Genomic DNA, 14994 nt, shown 5'->3' on the forward strand with positions numbered 1-14994 from the left:
CCTCCTAGCCGCCGCGCGCGGGCGGCTGCGTGATAAATGAAACCTTGCCGATGCCGGCCCGCTCGCATGCGGTGACCACGCGTCCGATGAATTCGTAGCGCGCACCCTCGTCGCCGCGGACATGCACGTCGGGCTGCGGCGTCATCGCCGACACGGCCTTCAGGCGCTCGAGCAGCGACGCCGCATCGACACGGGTTTCGTTCCAGAAGAACTCGCCGTCGCGATTGATCGCGATCTCGACGCTCTTGGGCGTGGTCTGCAGCGGTTGCACCGTTTCCTTCGGCAACTGCAGCGGCACCGTATGGGTCACTACCGGGATCGTGATCAGAAAGATGATGAGCAGCACCAGCATGACGTCGACGAGCGGCGTCGTGTTGATGTCCGCCATCACTTCGTCTTCGCCTTCCGCTTCGCCAACGCGCATGGCCATCGCGTCACCCCGCTCAGTTGACCGCGTTGGCGGCTTTCAGCCCGGCGCGCGCCGTACGCTTGCCGCTCGCGAGCAGCACGGTGTGCAGCTGTGCGCCGAAGGCCCGCACGCGCTCCATCACCGACTTGTTGCGGCGAACGAGGAAGTTGTAGCCGAGCACCGCCGGCACCGCGACGGCCAGGCCGATCGCCGTCATGATCAGCGCCTCGCCGACCGGCCCGGCCACCTTGTCGATCGACGCTTGCCCCGCGATGCCGATAGCGGTCAGCGCGTGATAAATCCCCCACACGGTGCCGAAGAGCCCGACGAACGGCGACGTAGAGCCGACGGTAGCGAGGAATGCGAGCCCGTCCTGCAGGCGATTGGATACGCTCGTGGTCGCGCGCTCGATCGACACGTCGATCCACGTGTTGCGATCGACCGCTTCGAGCAGCGCCTCGTCGTGATGCTCGCCCGCCTCGATCGCCGTTTGCGCGATGAAGCGAAACGGCGACGCCTCGTCGAGCTGCTTGACGCCGTCGGCCAGCGACGGTGCGGCCCACAGATTGTCGTCGGCGTGCCGCGCGCGGCGGTTGGCGCGGTATTGCTCGACGAACTTCGTGACCATGATGTACCAGCTTCCCATCGACATCACCACGAGCAGCAGCAACACGAAGCGCGCAACGAAGTCGCCGTTCTTCCAGAGCGCACCGAGTCCATAGGGGTTCGTGACCGTCTCGGCGGCCCCGGGCGACGCCGCGTCGGGGGCAGGTTGCGCCGCCGCGGACTGCGGCGCGGGTACGGCTTGCGCCGGTGCGCCGGCCGTCGCTTCGCTGCCTTGCGCGTAGGCGATGCGGGGCACGACGGTCGTGCCGATAGCGGCCGCGCCGATGACGATGCTCGTGGCGAAAGCGGCAAGAATGCGTTTGCTCATGTTCTGCTCCAATCCAGTTCAGTTCAAATTCGGTTCGGCGGTTGCGGGTGGCCCGGCGCCTCAGTTCAGGTTGAACGAGAACGGCACCTGAACGCGCACGGCCTGCCCCTGTGCAATGCAGTTGAAGCGCTTGACGGCCTTGAACGCCGCACTGTCGAGACTCTCGTGATCGGACGATTGCGCGACGCGCTCGTTGGCGATGTGCCCTTGCGGATCGACGGTGAATTCGATAACCACGTCACCCGTCTCCCCGTTCTCCTGTGCCTCCTTCGGATACGCCATCGCGCCGCGGATCTGGTCGGAATTCGGGCATACGACCGAGATGGCCGTCTGCACCGGCGCGGGCTTGACCGGCTGCGCGGGCGCCGGCGGCGCGGGCGGCGCGACCTGCGGAGTCGGTGCGGGCGCGGCCTGATGAACGATCGTCTGCTGCGGCGGCGCCTGCACCGGCACCTCGGGCGGCGGCACGAACGGCGGAGGCGGCGGCGCGAATTTCGGCGGCGGCAATTGCACGACCGGCAGCGGCAGAGGCGGCGGCGGCTTGACCGGCTCGATGATCCTGGTCTCGATCGGCCGCTGAATCACGTGCACCACCTTGTTCGCGAGCCCATTGACGAGCGCCCATACGAGCACCACGTGCAGCGCGACGACGGCCGCAATGCCGCCGAAGCGCCGCGCGGGGCTCGCCTGCTTTCGCCCGAACCGGGCGATGCGCGGCGGCTGGGCCGGCGCCGAGGTAACAGCTGAGAGTTGTCCTTCCACTTTCATACTCATCCTTCGTCGTCCCGGCGCGGGCCGCGCGCCGGGACCGGTTGCCGCCTGGCGGCTTCCTCGCCGTCAGAACCGGTACGTCGCCCCGATCTGGAAGAAGCGGCCGAGGTCCGTGTACAGCGACTGGTCATAGCCGGTGATGTCGGGCACGGCTTGCCACTCGACGTCGAACGGCGGCTTCTTGTCGAACAGGTTCGTGATGCCGCCGTAGATCGTCCAGTGCTTGAAGCCGCGGTAGTTGAACATCAGGTTGAACTGGCTGTACGACGCGACCGAACCCGTGCCGCCGTCGCCGAATTCCGCGGCCACCGCGTTCGTATAGGGCCCCGTGTATTGCCAGGTCAGCGTGGTGGTCAGTTGCCGGTAGTCCCAGCTCAGGCTCGTATTGCCCTTCCAGCGCGGATTGCTCGCGCCGAACGGCTGCAGCAGCGCAAGGTTGTTGCCGGCGAAGTCCTGCGGTGCGGCTCCGGGGCTGTGCAGCTTGAAGTGCCACACATAAGCCCAGTCGCCCGCCAGCGTGAACGTGCCGTACTTGGTGCGCACCGCTTTGCGGAAGTTGAGATCGAAACCGTCGGTGTCGAGCGCGCCGAGGTTCACGAACTTCTGAACGAGGTAACGCACCGAGCCGTCGGCGTTGCGCACGACGCGGGACGGATCGTTGGCGACGAGCACCGCGTTCGGATCGTCGGTGCCGATGACGCCGTCGATGCGCACCTTGTAGAACGCCGCGCCGATATCGGTCGTCGCATCGGGCGAAAGCTGGAAGCCGATGTTGTAGTTCTTCGTGTGCTCGGGTTGAAGATTCGGATTGCCCTCGACTTGCTCGGTCGTGAAGTGCTTCGTCGGCACACCGCTCGGATCGTTCGGATCGACGAGGTTCTGGTGTGCCAGATAGACGGCCTGCGAGTTCTCGACGAGGGTCGGCGCGCGGAAGCCGCGGCTATACGACGCATACGTCGTCAGCATTTGCACCGGCTGAAAGCGCAGCGCAAAGCTCGGCGAAAACGCGCCGCCGAAGTCGCTGTAGTGATCGTAGCGGCCCGCCTGCGTGAACGTGAGGTTGCGCAGGATCGGAATGTCGACCTGGTAGAACGCGGCGGCGACGTTGCGCGAGCCCTCCACCGTCTGCACGTTCGCAGGCGCGGCTACGCCCTGCGACGCGAGCGTCTGCGGGTTGATCGTCGACGATTCGTGGCGGAACTCGGTACCCAGGCCGAGGCCGACCGCGCCGCCGGGCAGCGTGAAGAGATTCGACGTCGATGCCTTGGCCGTCACGCTGTCGACCTTCGAGATGGCCTGCTGATCGTCGTCGGTGAACACGCCCTTCAGACCGTTCGGCGTCGAAGCCGGGTTCGAGAAGTTGTAGGTGCCGTTGGCGAGCATGTTCTCGAGGCCCGCGACGTTGATCCGGTTGTGATACGTCGTGTCGACCGTGCTCTGCGAGTGGCCGTAATCGGCCGACCAGTCCCACGCGCCGAACCTGCCCGCGTCGAACGAGCCCTTGACGCCCGTGTTCGCCATCCAGAACGTCGATACCGTGTCCGCCTCGACGACGTTGCCCGGGAAGGTCAGGTTGATCGCCGTCGGCACGCCGAACGGGTTATAGGGGTTGCTCACCGGAACGGTGCGCGGCAGCGGCGAAACGGATCCGGTCGACGGGTTGTAGATGTTCGTCGTGCTCGAGATCGACGCCGGTCCCTGCAACTGGATGGTTTCATTGCGGCTCACCCAGAAGCCCGCATAGGCCTGCGTGTTGTCGTCGATCTTGAAGGTGGCGCGCACCTTCGCGTTCAGGCGTGTCGTGGACGGAATCAGCGATGTCGACGCGGCCGGGTTGTACGTGCAATTGGTCGCGCTCGTCGTGCTGCCCGGCGGGCACGGCGAAAGCGGCACCTTCGAGCCGTCCGCCAGCGACCAGTACGATTGCTGGTTCGGCCCGAGCGGCGCGGCCAGCCCGCCCGGATACTGGGTGAAGTCTTGCGCCGACGTCATGTCGCGATCGCCGAGCGTCGAGCCGGAATCGCGGTAGTAGCTGGCCGCCGCGGTGATGTTGAAGCGATCCGAATTCAGATCGCCGACGCCGGCCAGTACGCTGAAGTTGCCTTGCCCGTCGCCCGGATGCTGCGCCTTGCCGAGCTGGCCGTCGATCTGCAGGCCCTGGAAGTTCTTTTTCGTGATGATGTTGACGACGCCCGCGATCGCGTCCGAGCCGTAGACGGATACCGCGCCGGTCTTGACGATCTCGACGCGCTCCACCATGTTCAGCGGGATCGAGTTGACATCGAAGAACGTGTCGGTGAAGTTCACCGACTGCGCATAGTTCGCGACGCGCTGGCCATCGACGAGCACGAGCGTGTATTTCTCGCTGAGCCCGCGCAACGCGATGCCGGCGCCGCCCGGCGCCGAGCTGTTCATCGTCGTCTGGCCCCAGCTGCTTGCGGAATTGGCCGACGTCGAACGCAGGAAATCGGCGACCGTCGTGTATCCGCTTTGCTGAATCTCCTTCGCGGTGATGACCTGCACTTCGGTGTGGCCGACCTTGTCGGACGTGCGGATCAGCGAGCCCGTCACTTCGAACTTGTCGAGCTTTTTCACCGTCTGCCCGCCCGGTGCGGTGCCCGATGCCGGCGCGGGCGCGGCGGCGGCCGTGCTGCCGGTTTGCTCGGCGGCGACGCTCCCGTCGACAGGCGTTGTCTGCGCGTAAGCGGAGGTACCCAAAGCCGCCGTCAACGCGACTTCAGCCCACGCGATGCTGCGTATTGCCGATCCCAAAGCCGTTGGTTTCATAACACCCCTTTGTCGTCGCAAGGCCTGACTTTTTGTATGCGCGGAGATTCGCCGGCCTTTCGATAGCGTTGCCCCGCATTACCGCTTCATCATTCGACTCTCAAAACCATTCCATTCGCCTGCTTATTTCTTTCAATGCTCTTTCCGCCGTTATCAATAAGAAAGAATCGGAAATTCAATAAATGCATTCGTACGTAATTAACATCCGTAATTACATGGGATGAGCCTTTCCCTGCATCGAACGGCTGCAGACGACCTGCACCCTGGCGCATTTGCACCATGGCGCTTCATCAAATAGAGCGTACGCGCTACCAGGGAACGTCAGTCGCCCGTCGAAGAGCTGCTTTACGTATTCGCTTTGAAAGCCTTAATGCACGGCGCTTTCATTACCGTTCATTGCCAAAGTTTTACGTTGGACGCGAACATAGCAGGACAGAATCGGAGCGTCAAAAAATATTTGATGCTACAAAACTTTGTTTAGGTGCATTAAGCGCACTCGCTTGGTGCGGATAAAAATCAATATGGATCACCGGCCGCGACCGTTGTCCTGTCTTCCTTGTTCGGCGGCTTTTCTCGCTCGCTCGCGAATGCGCCGCAATGGAGCACACGGCGCCGCGCGTCAGCCGAACTTTTTTGTTTCGCAGAGGCGGGCGCCGTCGAGAACGGGGTTGCCGTTCGATCGTCGACCGGTCCGACGTGCCGCCGATCGAGGAAACTGAAGTACGCCAGCCGCACGGTTTGTCCGGCACATAGCGTTTCTTGTCGCGGAAGATCGGCGACGCGCAGGGCGAGCACGAATGCTTCGCATCGCAACAGTCCGGGCACGTGATCGGCATCGCCACACCGTCAGGATCGAGCCGATCTGCACGGTCCTGCGGGTTGCCCCGTCGGGCTACATCCGAATCGCCCAGATTTCCCGAAACTTTAGCGGCGGCTTCTGCCCGATAAGCTTGCCCTTGTTCCACGGGACGCGGGGGATTACCACAACATTCTCGGATTCCATGACAATCTCCTTTCAAGTGAATGGGGATTGAGTGTGCGCCGCGTCGGGCGGTCGCAGGTCGACCCTGAAGAGACCGATTCAAATCCCGAAATCGGACTCACGCACGCCGCGCCACCATGCGGTTCGATGCATGCAGTTGCTGGTACGAGATTCGGCTGTTTTAATTGGCCCTCTACATTCTGCGCCTGCTCGCCGACATGCCTTTATTTGAACCCGTCACGCTGACTACCCCTCGACTCGTTCTGCGACCGCTTCGTGATGAAGACGCGCAAGCGCTGTTCGCAATCTGGTCGGACGCGGACGCGGCGCGCTATTTGCCATTTCTGCCGATGACTTGTTTGGATCAGGCGAGAAATCGCGTCACGCGTAAACTGAGGACATCCGCTAACGGCGAGGATCTTATTTGTGCGCTCGAATTGCGGACCACAGGCGAAGTCCTCGGGGACTGCGCTCTCTTTTATGCCGACGAGCAATGCCGACGTGCAGAAATAGGCTTTAGTCTGCAACGTAATCATTGGGGCGGTGGCTATATGAGTGAGGCCGCCTCCGCGTTGATCGAGCACGCATTTGGCACGCTGAACTTGCGCCGAATTGAGGCGGATATCGACCCGCGCAATGTAGCCTTGGCGCGTCTTCTCGAACGGCTCGGATTTATCCGCGAAGGGTTGTTGCGTGAACGCTGGATTGTTGGCGATGATGTGTCGGATAGCGCTCTGTACGGGCTGCTCAAAAGCGATCGCCGGGCGTAGATAGCCACTGGCTGCCGCCAAGGATTGATGCGGCGCCGTTGTCACTAGGGGTTCGATCGCGTTGCCACCAATTTACGCGGTGGCAACCAGTGACCGGAACTGGCCGAACGCGGCCGGCCGCCGCCCTGTAACGCGCGACCGGCGCAGATCGACCCACTCCGGTCAGATAAGTTTCTCCGAACCGGTCAGCCAGCCAAATCCAGGTTTTGCGGAGTGGAGTGCCGATAAGCGGCCGTTGGCGACCTCACCCGATCGGCCATCAAGAGACACCCGCCGCGGTGAATAGCACGGCCGTTGTCACCCACATACCGGACACCGCGTTGCCGTGGACGTGCCATATCCAATTTGGTCGACATTCGCGCCGCCTGACTCTGGGAATGTCGGTTCGTTCGGGCGATTTTTCCATTGACGGAAAAGTCATTCCACCCATGCCCGTCTAATCAAAAGTCCCCGTCCGACCGACAGTCTTCCCCACGCACTTGACATCCATCGCGAAAGGAGAAGGACCATGAACATCACGACCACGCAGCAATTCAAGCGCGTCTGGTTCGTCACCGGCGCATCGCGCGGTCTGGGCGCACTGATCGCGCAAGCCGCGCTCGACGATGGCAACGCTGTCGTCGCGACCGGCCGCAACGCCGCGGCGATCACCGAGAGGCTAGGAGCGCCGCCCGCATTGCTCTCCGTTGTCCTCGACGTGACAAACGAGGCACAGGCGAAGGCGGCCGTCGAAGCCGCGGTCGATAAGTTCGGTCGCATCGACGTGCTGGTCAACAACGCGGGCTTCGGTTTGCTCGCGGCCGTCGAGGAATCGAGCGATGCCGAGGTTCGCCGCATCTACGAGACAAACGTGTTTGGCTTGCTCAACGTCACACGTGTCGTGCTGCCGGTAATGCGCAAACAGCGTTCGGGTCACGTGATCAACACGTCGTCCATCGTCGGCTATCAGGCGGCGGCAGGCGTCGGCGTGTACAGTTCGACGAAGTTCGCCGTGGAAGGTATCACCGAAGCACTGCATGCCGAACTCAAGCCGCTCGGCATTCACGCGACCATGATCGAACCTGGCTTTTTTCGCACGGACTTTCTGGATGCGTCGTCGCTGGTCGTCGGCAAGACGATCATTAGCGACTATGAAGAGACGTCGGGCAAACTGCGGCACCTCGCGGGTGAAATCAATCACAATCAGCCAGGCGATCCCGCAAAACTGGCAACCGCGATGGTCAGGCTCGTCGATGCAGAGACGCCACCGCTGCGTTTGCCGCTCGGCACGGACACGCTCAAGGCGCTCGCGGAAAAGAACGCGTACGTAACTGCCGAAACGGAAACCTGGAAGGCGCTTTCAGCATCCACCGACTTCCCGGCCTGAGCCGCAAAGAAAGAACGGGCAGACAGCGCGCGTTTGAGCGGCGTCTGCCCGATTCGGACAAGATGCGGTCATCGCCCTTTCAAGCTTGCTCGCGACAATGACATGAAGAAAATCGGTTTTCTATCGTTTGGCCATTGGTCTGCTTCGTCACACTCGCTCACGCGTTCGGCTTCCGACGTCCTACTCCAATCCATCGACCTCGCGGTTGCAGCTGAGCAACTCGGCGCGGATGGCGCGTTTTTCCGCGTGCACCATTTCGCGCGCCAGCTCGCGTCGCCATTTCCGTTGCTGGCGGCTGTGGGCGCGAGAACCAGCCGCATCGAAATTGGCACAGCCGTCATCGACATGAGGTACGAGAACCCGCTCTACATGGCCGAGGATGCGGGCGCGGCCGACCTCATCGCCGGCGGACGCCTGCAACTCGGCATCAGCCGCGGCTCCGGCGAACAGGTGATCGACGGCTGGCGCTATTTCGGCTATGCGCCGGGCGAGGGTGAGACGCACGTCGATCTGGCCCGTCGACACACGGAAGTGTTCTACGAAGTGCTGCGCGGCGAAGGTTTCGCCGAGCCAAATCCCCGACCGATGTTTGCCAACCCGCCGGGCCTGCTACGCGTCGAGCCCCATTCCGAAGGGTTGCGCGATCGCATCTGGTGGGGCTCGGGATCGGACGCCACCGCGGTCTGGGCAGCCGGTATGGGCATGAACCTGCAATGCTCAACACTGAAAAACGACGAGTCGGGCCGTCCGCTTCATGTCCAGCAGGCGGAGCAGATTCGCGCCTATCGGCAGGCGTGGAAGGAAGCCGGACACGCGCGCAAGCCGCGCGTGTCGGTGAGTCGCAGCATCTTTGCGCTGATGAACGATCGCGACCGCATGTACTTTGGACGCGATGCGAACAGCGACGACACGATCGGACTGCTGGACGGCAACATCCGGACAGTTTTCGGCCGCAGTTATGCGGCAGAGCCAGACGCGCTCGTCAGGCAACTCGCAGCCGACGAGGCCATTACGGAAGCCGACACGCTACTGTTGACCGTCCCGAATCAACTCGGCGTGGAGTACTGCGCACATGTGATCGAATCGATCCTCACGCACGTTGCCCCTGCGCTTGGCTGGCGATAGTACAAGATCGCTTTGGCTTCAACGCAGCGGAAGCCATAGCGGTCCCTCCCACGCTTTAAGTGCATCGAGGAACGCCTTCAACTTCGACGGCATGAAGCGCCGCGTCGGATAGACGGCATGCACGAATATCTCCGGTGACGACCATTCGGGCAGCACATGCACCAACTCTCCGCTGGCAATATGCGGATCGCAATAGCTCGACGGAAGCAGCGCGATCCCGTGTCCGCGAAGCGCGAATGCATGGACGATGTGAAAGTCGCGCGCGGCGACGGGGCCGCTGACGTGTACCTTGACCGCTTTGCGGCGGCTGACCAGTTGCCACTCCGTCTCGTTGTTGCGGGCGTTGATCAGCACGCAGGGATGCTGGCTCAATTCCTCGGGCCGCGACGGGAGGGTGTGGGTTCGCGCATAGTCGGCCGAGACGACGAGCTGCCGCACACTTCTTCCCACGCGTTGCGCGACGAGGCTCGAGTCCTGCAATTCACCGAAGCGGATCGCGATGTCGACGTTTTCGGCGATCAGGTCGATAAACGCGTTCGTGAAGTACAGATCCACCTGGATTTGCGGGTAATCCTTCAAGAATGCCGACAGGAACGCGTAAAACGGCTCCTGTTCGAGCATCACGGGACCGGAGATGCGTAGCACGCCCTCCGGCTTCTTCTGCGTCTGAGTGATCACGCGCTCCGCGTCGTACAGATGACTCAGCGGCTCGCTGCATTGATCGAAGTAGGCGCGGCCCTGCGCAGTCAGGCTGAGCTTGCGGGTCGTGCGTTGCAACAGCGTCGCGCCGAGTCTTTCTTCGAGCGCGCTCACCTTGCGGCTGACGGTCGACACGGGCATGCCGAGCGCACGCGCGGCCCGGCTGAAGCTCTCGAATTGCGCTACCCGTACAAAGACGGCGATGTCGTTCAGGTCGGCGAGTGCGGTCATGGATGGCGTGGTGGCGATTTTTGCAACTGTGGAAAAGACATTCCATATATTCCAGTCTAATCAAAAATGCTCGTCGGGACGAGACTTCTCTTCACGCAGTTCAACTTCCTGGAGAGAAATCATGGCAAACAAAGTCGTCGTCATTACTGGTGCTTCGAGCGGAATCGGTGAAGCCACCGCCAAACTTCTTGCCTCCAAAGGCGCCACTGTGGCTCTGGCCGCCCGCCGCCTGGACAAGCTTCAACGCGTTGCCGCGGAGATCGTGGCGAAAGGCGGGCAAGTGTCGGTTCATCAAGTCGATGTGACGGATCAGGAGCAGGTCAACCGCCTAATCAATGACGTCGTATCGCAACACGGCCGCCTCGACGTGATGGTGAACAACGCGGGTCTGATGGCGATCGCGCCACTGTCGCTGCGCAAGACTGACGAGTGGGACCGGATGATCGACATCAACATCAAGGGCCTCCTGTACGGTGTCGCCGCGGCGCTGCCGGTTTTCGAAAAACAGCAGTCGGGCCACTTCGTCAATATTGCGTCGGTCGTGGGTCTGAAGGTCTTCAGCCCCGGAGGCACGGTTTATTCGGGAACGAAGTTCGCGGTCCGCGCGATCTCCGAAGGTCTGCGGCACGAAGTGGGCGGCAACATCCGCACGACCGTCATTTCACCGGGCGCGATCGACACTGAACTGAAGTTCGGTTCGGGCCACGACGACAGCCGGAATTTTGTCGTCGACTTCTACAAGATGGCGATTCCCGCTGACGCCATCGCGCAAGCCATCGCTTACGCAATCGAGCAACCTGGTTCGGTCGACGTCAACGAAATCGTGATTCGTCCCACCGTTCAGGACTTCTGAAGCGTGGCGCTGCGGTGGCTGAGCGCCAACGGGCCAGAGGGCCTCTGACCCGTCCGCGCGCCAATCACTGCGAAGCCAGCCCGAATGACTTCATGGAGGAGTTCATCATGCCCGCAGCAGTGTTTTCTCTCGCGTTCGCCGCGTTCGCAATCGGAACGACGGAATTCGTCATCGTCGGCTTGTTGCCCGACATTGCAAGAGCTTTCGGTATCTCCGTGTCGACGGCCGGTCTGCTGGTGAGTTTCTACGCGCTTGCCATTACGGTCGGCACGCCTGTAGTGTCAGCGTTGACCGCGCGCCTGCCGCGCCGCGCATTGCTGCTAGCGCTGATGACCTTCTTCACGCTGTGCAATCTGGCGGCGGGACTTTCGTCATCCTTTCCGGCGCTGCTCGCGATCCGGATCGTCATGGCAGTCTCACACGGCGTGTTCTTCGGCCTCGGGACAACCGTTGCCATGGCGCTCGTGCCGACGCAAAAGTCAGGCAGGGCCGTGGCGATCATGGTAAGCGGCCTGACGGTCGCGATGGTGACTGGCGTCCCCGGCGGAACGTGGCTCGGCGATCTGATGAGCTGGCGGCTGCCGTTTCTCGTAGTGGCTGCCATGGGCGCGCTGGCGAGTATCGGCCTCTGGCGGCTTCTGCCCGTGGTTGCCGCTCAGCGCAGTGCCGGCACCATTCTCTCGCAGCTCGCTTTGCTGAAGGACCATACGTTGATGCCGCTGTATGCGATCACCGCTCTCGGCATGGGCGCAACGTTCGCCGTCTTTACCTACCTGTCGCCGCTATTGGTCCATACCACGGGGTTCGGAAGTAAGGGCGTCACTCTCGGGCTGATGGTGTTCGGACTCGGCTCGGTGGTGGGGACGAGCGGCGGCGGGCGCCTCTCCGACCGATATGGCCCGAAGCTCAGCATAAACATCGCGCTAGCCGGCATCGCCGCGTCGGTCGCCGCGCTCTGGCTTACCGCACAGCATCCTGTGCTGGTGTTGGTCAACCTGTTTGTGTGGGGCGCGTTCGCCTTCGCCGTTCCTCCCATCATGCAGGCTACCGTCGTGCTCGTGGCTCGACATGTGGCGCCGGAGGCGGTCGGTACGGCGGCGGGGCTCAACGTCGCTACGTTCAACCTCGGCATCTCTGGCGGGTCCTTCCTCGGCGGACTGACGCTGGCAGGCGTCAACGTCCTCACGACGGTGTACGCCGGCGTGGCTCTGGCGGTGGTGGGAATCGCAGTTGTCGCGACGTATCGATGGTCGGAGCGTCCGGCTGCCGCGCCTGCCCGAAACGCGCTGGGACGGTGCTAAACACCAGCGCCCCACTCGACGACACCGAATCATGCAACGAGAAACATCATGAACGTATCGAAGCCTCATGTACTGCAACCCGGACGACGGCGTTTCGTGCAGCTTCTCGCATCGCTGCCGTTCGTTTCCGCCGCCACACTCGCTCACACGCTGTCACCGTCAGGAGCCGCAATGACAACTGCACACGACACCATTCGACCCAAGGCACTTGTCTTCGATATGCAAGGCACCGTCTTCAACTTCTATGATCCGATGATGCATGAACTGGCCCACCTCCCTGCAGTCGCGCCGCGGCTTCAGGACTGGTCGACTTTTGCGGGACGGTGGAGCGCTGCGGCACATGACGCTATCGTCGAGATCGCCGCCGGGCGCAAGCCGTGGCAACCCAATCGCGCTGTTTATGCCGAGGTGTTGCCTTCGTTACTTACGCGTTACCCAGGCGGCAATACGCTTTCCGACGAGGACAAGACCCGCTTGCTCGACGTCTGGGAAACGATGACACCATGGTCCGATACGCTGACAGGACTAACATCGCTGCGTAAGGCATTCGTGGTTGCAACGCTGACGAATGCGTCGATGGCGGGAATGATAGGCCTCGTCAAACGCGAAGGACTGCCCTTTGATGCGATCCTCACCGGCGAACTGGTGCACGCGTTCAAGCCTGATCCGCGTGTCTACCGACTCGCTTCTGAGTATCTCGGCCTTGTACCGGGCGAGATCATGCTGGTGTCTGCTCACAAGTGGGACCTGATGGCGGCCAAGCGCAGCGGCCTGCTCACGGCATTTGTTCCGCGTCCTTTTGAAAACGGTCCCGCGACCAAGGTCGACACGTTGCCGGAGTCATACATCGATGTTATCGCCTCCGATTTACCGCAACTCGTGTCGCTCCTCGATCGCGGTTGAAACAGATCAGCCCGGTAAAGATCGCGAGCCTCGATGGGCCGATCACGCGGCCCACGGACGTCCGCTGTCGGTCACGTCGCAGACATCGGCCGAGGTTGGGCAGATGACGGGAATGGGTCGGGCTGCGTCAGCCCGCTCTTCAAATTCATCGCCGGAAAGCGGCCAGTGGAATTCCGCTTCCCGGAAGCGGCCAGTCGGCAGTGCGTACTCACGACCCGAAGTGGAGCGCAGATATGCTGAGACGGATGACCGCTAAGCTCTCAATACCGGTCCCTCCAAGCCGATCAAAAGAAACGATGGCTTGCACCGACGCCTCGATGTTGCGATATGCGTGCTGAAACAACAGCTTCGAGCGCATCACACGCCGCACGGATGTTGTCGGGCCGAAGATTCGTTACGCTCAAAAGTAGGCCGTTCCTCGCGAGCTCTGTCCGCAGGTACCACGCAGACAGCGCTGACGGTGCAAGATTTTGCTTGCGCGCGGAATGAACGATTTCCAGGTCATCGACGCCATTAGGCAACTTGACAATCAACCCCAATCCCGATTCCACGACCTCCGTGAATCGCTTTCTGAGCAGTTCAACAGCGAGATGGCGGCGCTCAGCGTAGACCTTCTTCATGTGTCGGAGGTGGCGCATGAAGTGCCCATCTGCGAGAAACTCCGTTAGTGCCAGCTGTGTCGTCCTATTCGGAGCGGGTGCCATTACTGAAACTGTTTCGACAATGCGTTCGGCCAGTGCGCGCGGCGCGACGACGAAGCCGAGGCCCAGCGCGGGGCTGATTGTCTTACTGAATGCGCCGATGTGGATCACGCGTTGCGCGCCATCACCCGCAGCCAGGGCAGGCGCCGCCCGTCCGACCAACTGTAGTTCGCCCAGGTAGTCATCTTCGATGATCCAGGCATCCTTTGCTTCAGCCCATTCGAGCAGGGCACGTCTTCTCATCGGCGAGAGGGCGACGCCCAGCGGCGCATGTTGGCCGGGCGTGACCAGCGCTAACGCGGCATGCGCAGCACGAGCGATGCCTTCCTCGACACGTAATCCCTCGACATCTACGGAGATGGGGGCAACCGTAAGGCCCGCCAGCTCCAGAGCTTTCCTTCCGATCGGATAGCCCGGTTCTTCGATCCACGCGGTGCGACCGTGAACTCTGAGCGCGATCAGTGTAAGCATCAGTCCGTGACGGTATCCACTGGTCACAATAACTTGATCGGGATGGCATTGAATCTGTCGGCTGATGGCCAGGTGACTGGCAATCTGTGCGCGCAAGTCGCGCTCGCCGCGAGGGTCGGCGTAGGTCGTGTATCCGGTTGCGTCCGCACGGACAGCCCGCGCTCGCATTCGAGCCCAGACCTTGGCGGGGAATGCATCGTGAGCCGGTACGCCCATCTGGAACGGTAGTGGCGCGCTCGAATACGGTCGTGTAAAGGCATCCAGTGGCCCATCGAGCGGAATCTCGGTCGCGGTTGGCGCCGGAGGAAGTTGCGCGCAGACGCGTGTGCCGGCGGAGCCTGCGCCGACCACTAGCTTCTCGGAAGCCAGCCGCTCGTAGGCCACCAGAATCGTTCCGCGCGCGACGCCGAGCTGCGCAGCGAGATCCCTTCCAGAGGGTAACCGTCTTCCGGGTTGAAGACGGCCGTCGACAATCGCTTGCCTGAGGCTCGCGTAGATCTGCTCGCCAACGGGCGCCGCCGCAGTACGGTCTATCTCGATCGCAAGCGTGGGCATAGTCTTTGGCTCAGTCATTTCGCCAATTCTTGGGCCTGTTGTCCGTAATCTCGGGCTAGTAACGTCGCGTTATGTCATGAGTCACGCGCGAAGGGGAAGTAACCAACCCGCGACCGTGACCCAAGAGACGTTATTT

Annotated in this window: 13 protein-coding genes and 1 pseudogene; 6 read left to right on the top strand and 8 right to left on the bottom strand. The window is 62.1% G+C overall.

Annotation, left to right across the window (positions count from 1 at the left end; genetic code table 11):
- Window positions 1–4: 4 nt before the first annotated feature.
- The 6 genes and pseudogenes from BUB20358_RS05410 to BUB20358_RS28760 all read right to left on the bottom strand — a co-directional run.
- Complete coding sequence (locus BUB20358_RS05410; protein ID WP_006767181.1) at window positions 5–430, bottom strand: ExbD/TolR family protein; 426 nt, start codon at window positions 428–430, stop codon at window positions 5–7.
- A 13-nt stretch (window positions 431–443) separates the two neighbouring features.
- Window positions 444–1343 carry a MotA/TolQ/ExbB proton channel family protein gene (locus BUB20358_RS05415; RefSeq protein ID WP_006767180.1) on the bottom strand — a complete coding sequence of 300 codons (900 nt, stop codon included), beginning with the start codon at window positions 1341–1343 and terminating at the stop codon, window positions 444–446.
- Between the two features lie 60 nt (window positions 1344–1403).
- Complete coding sequence (locus BUB20358_RS05420) at window positions 1404–2117, bottom strand: energy transducer TonB (RefSeq protein ID WP_006767179.1); 714 nt, start codon at window positions 2115–2117, stop codon at window positions 1404–1406.
- A 63-nt stretch (window positions 2118–2180) separates the two neighbouring features.
- Complete coding sequence (locus tag BUB20358_RS05425) at window positions 2181–4901, bottom strand: TonB-dependent receptor (protein ID WP_006767178.1); 2721 nt, start codon at window positions 4899–4901, stop codon at window positions 2181–2183.
- A gap of 516 nt (window positions 4902–5417) precedes the next feature.
- Window positions 5418–5696, bottom strand: a complete 279-nt coding sequence (locus tag BUB20358_RS05430) for a hypothetical protein (RefSeq protein ID WP_123806785.1) — start codon at window positions 5694–5696, stop codon at window positions 5418–5420.
- Between the two features lie 103 nt (window positions 5697–5799).
- Window positions 5800–5904, bottom strand: a pseudogene (locus tag BUB20358_RS28760) (integrase); the annotation flags it as partial.
- A gap of 197 nt (window positions 5905–6101) precedes the next feature.
- Between BUB20358_RS28760 and BUB20358_RS05435 the strand changes: the two are divergent.
- The 3 genes from BUB20358_RS05435 (at window position 6102) to BUB20358_RS05445 (ending at window position 9144) form a co-directional block, all read left to right on the top strand.
- Complete coding sequence (locus tag BUB20358_RS05435) at window positions 6102–6653, top strand: GNAT family N-acetyltransferase (RefSeq protein WP_035976126.1); 552 nt, start codon at window positions 6102–6104, stop codon at window positions 6651–6653.
- Window positions 6654–7161: 508 nt separating this feature from the next.
- Window positions 7162–8019 carry an oxidoreductase gene (locus BUB20358_RS05440; protein ID WP_006767176.1) on the top strand — a complete coding sequence of 286 codons (858 nt, stop codon included), beginning with the start codon at window positions 7162–7164 and terminating at the stop codon, window positions 8017–8019.
- Window positions 8020–8121: 102 nt separating this feature from the next.
- The gene (locus tag BUB20358_RS05445) at window positions 8122–9144 is read left to right on the top strand and encodes an LLM class flavin-dependent oxidoreductase (protein WP_035975590.1); all 1023 of its coding nucleotides are present in this window, start codon (window positions 8122–8124) and stop codon (window positions 9142–9144) included.
- Window positions 9145–9162: 18 nt separating this feature from the next.
- Here the strand turns inward: BUB20358_RS05445 and BUB20358_RS05450 are convergent, their stop codons facing one another.
- Window positions 9163–10074, bottom strand: coding sequence for a LysR family transcriptional regulator (locus BUB20358_RS05450; RefSeq protein WP_006767173.1), 912 nt, complete (start codon window positions 10072–10074; stop codon window positions 9163–9165).
- Window positions 10075–10195: 121 nt separating this feature from the next.
- On the opposite strand from BUB20358_RS05450, the gene BUB20358_RS05455 reads away from it, so the two are divergent.
- From BUB20358_RS05455 to BUB20358_RS05465, 3 genes are all read left to right on the top strand, one after another.
- The gene (locus tag BUB20358_RS05455; protein WP_035975588.1) at window positions 10196–10927 is read left to right on the top strand and encodes an SDR family oxidoreductase; all 732 of its coding nucleotides are present in this window, start codon (window positions 10196–10198) and stop codon (window positions 10925–10927) included.
- A gap of 92 nt (window positions 10928–11019) precedes the next feature.
- Window positions 11020–12228, top strand: a complete 1209-nt coding sequence (locus tag BUB20358_RS05460) for an MFS transporter (protein ID WP_223297008.1) — start codon at window positions 11020–11022, stop codon at window positions 12226–12228.
- Window positions 12229–12276: 48 nt separating this feature from the next.
- Window positions 12277–13131 (top strand): haloacid dehalogenase type II, encoded by an 855-nt coding sequence (locus tag BUB20358_RS05465; RefSeq protein ID WP_223297007.1) that lies wholly within the window; start codon window positions 12277–12279, stop codon window positions 13129–13131.
- A 284-nt stretch (window positions 13132–13415) separates the two neighbouring features.
- On the opposite strand, the gene pdxR is transcribed toward BUB20358_RS05465, so the two are convergent.
- Window positions 13416–14876, bottom strand: coding sequence for a MocR-like pyridoxine biosynthesis transcription factor PdxR (pdxR, locus tag BUB20358_RS05470; RefSeq protein WP_035975585.1), 1461 nt, complete (start codon window positions 14874–14876; stop codon window positions 13416–13418).
- Between the last annotated feature and the right edge of the window lie 118 nt (window positions 14877–14994).

This window comes from Burkholderia dolosa, assembly GCF_902499135.1.
In the GTDB taxonomy this organism is placed as follows: Bacteria; Pseudomonadota; Gammaproteobacteria; order Burkholderiales; family Burkholderiaceae; genus Burkholderia; species Burkholderia dolosa.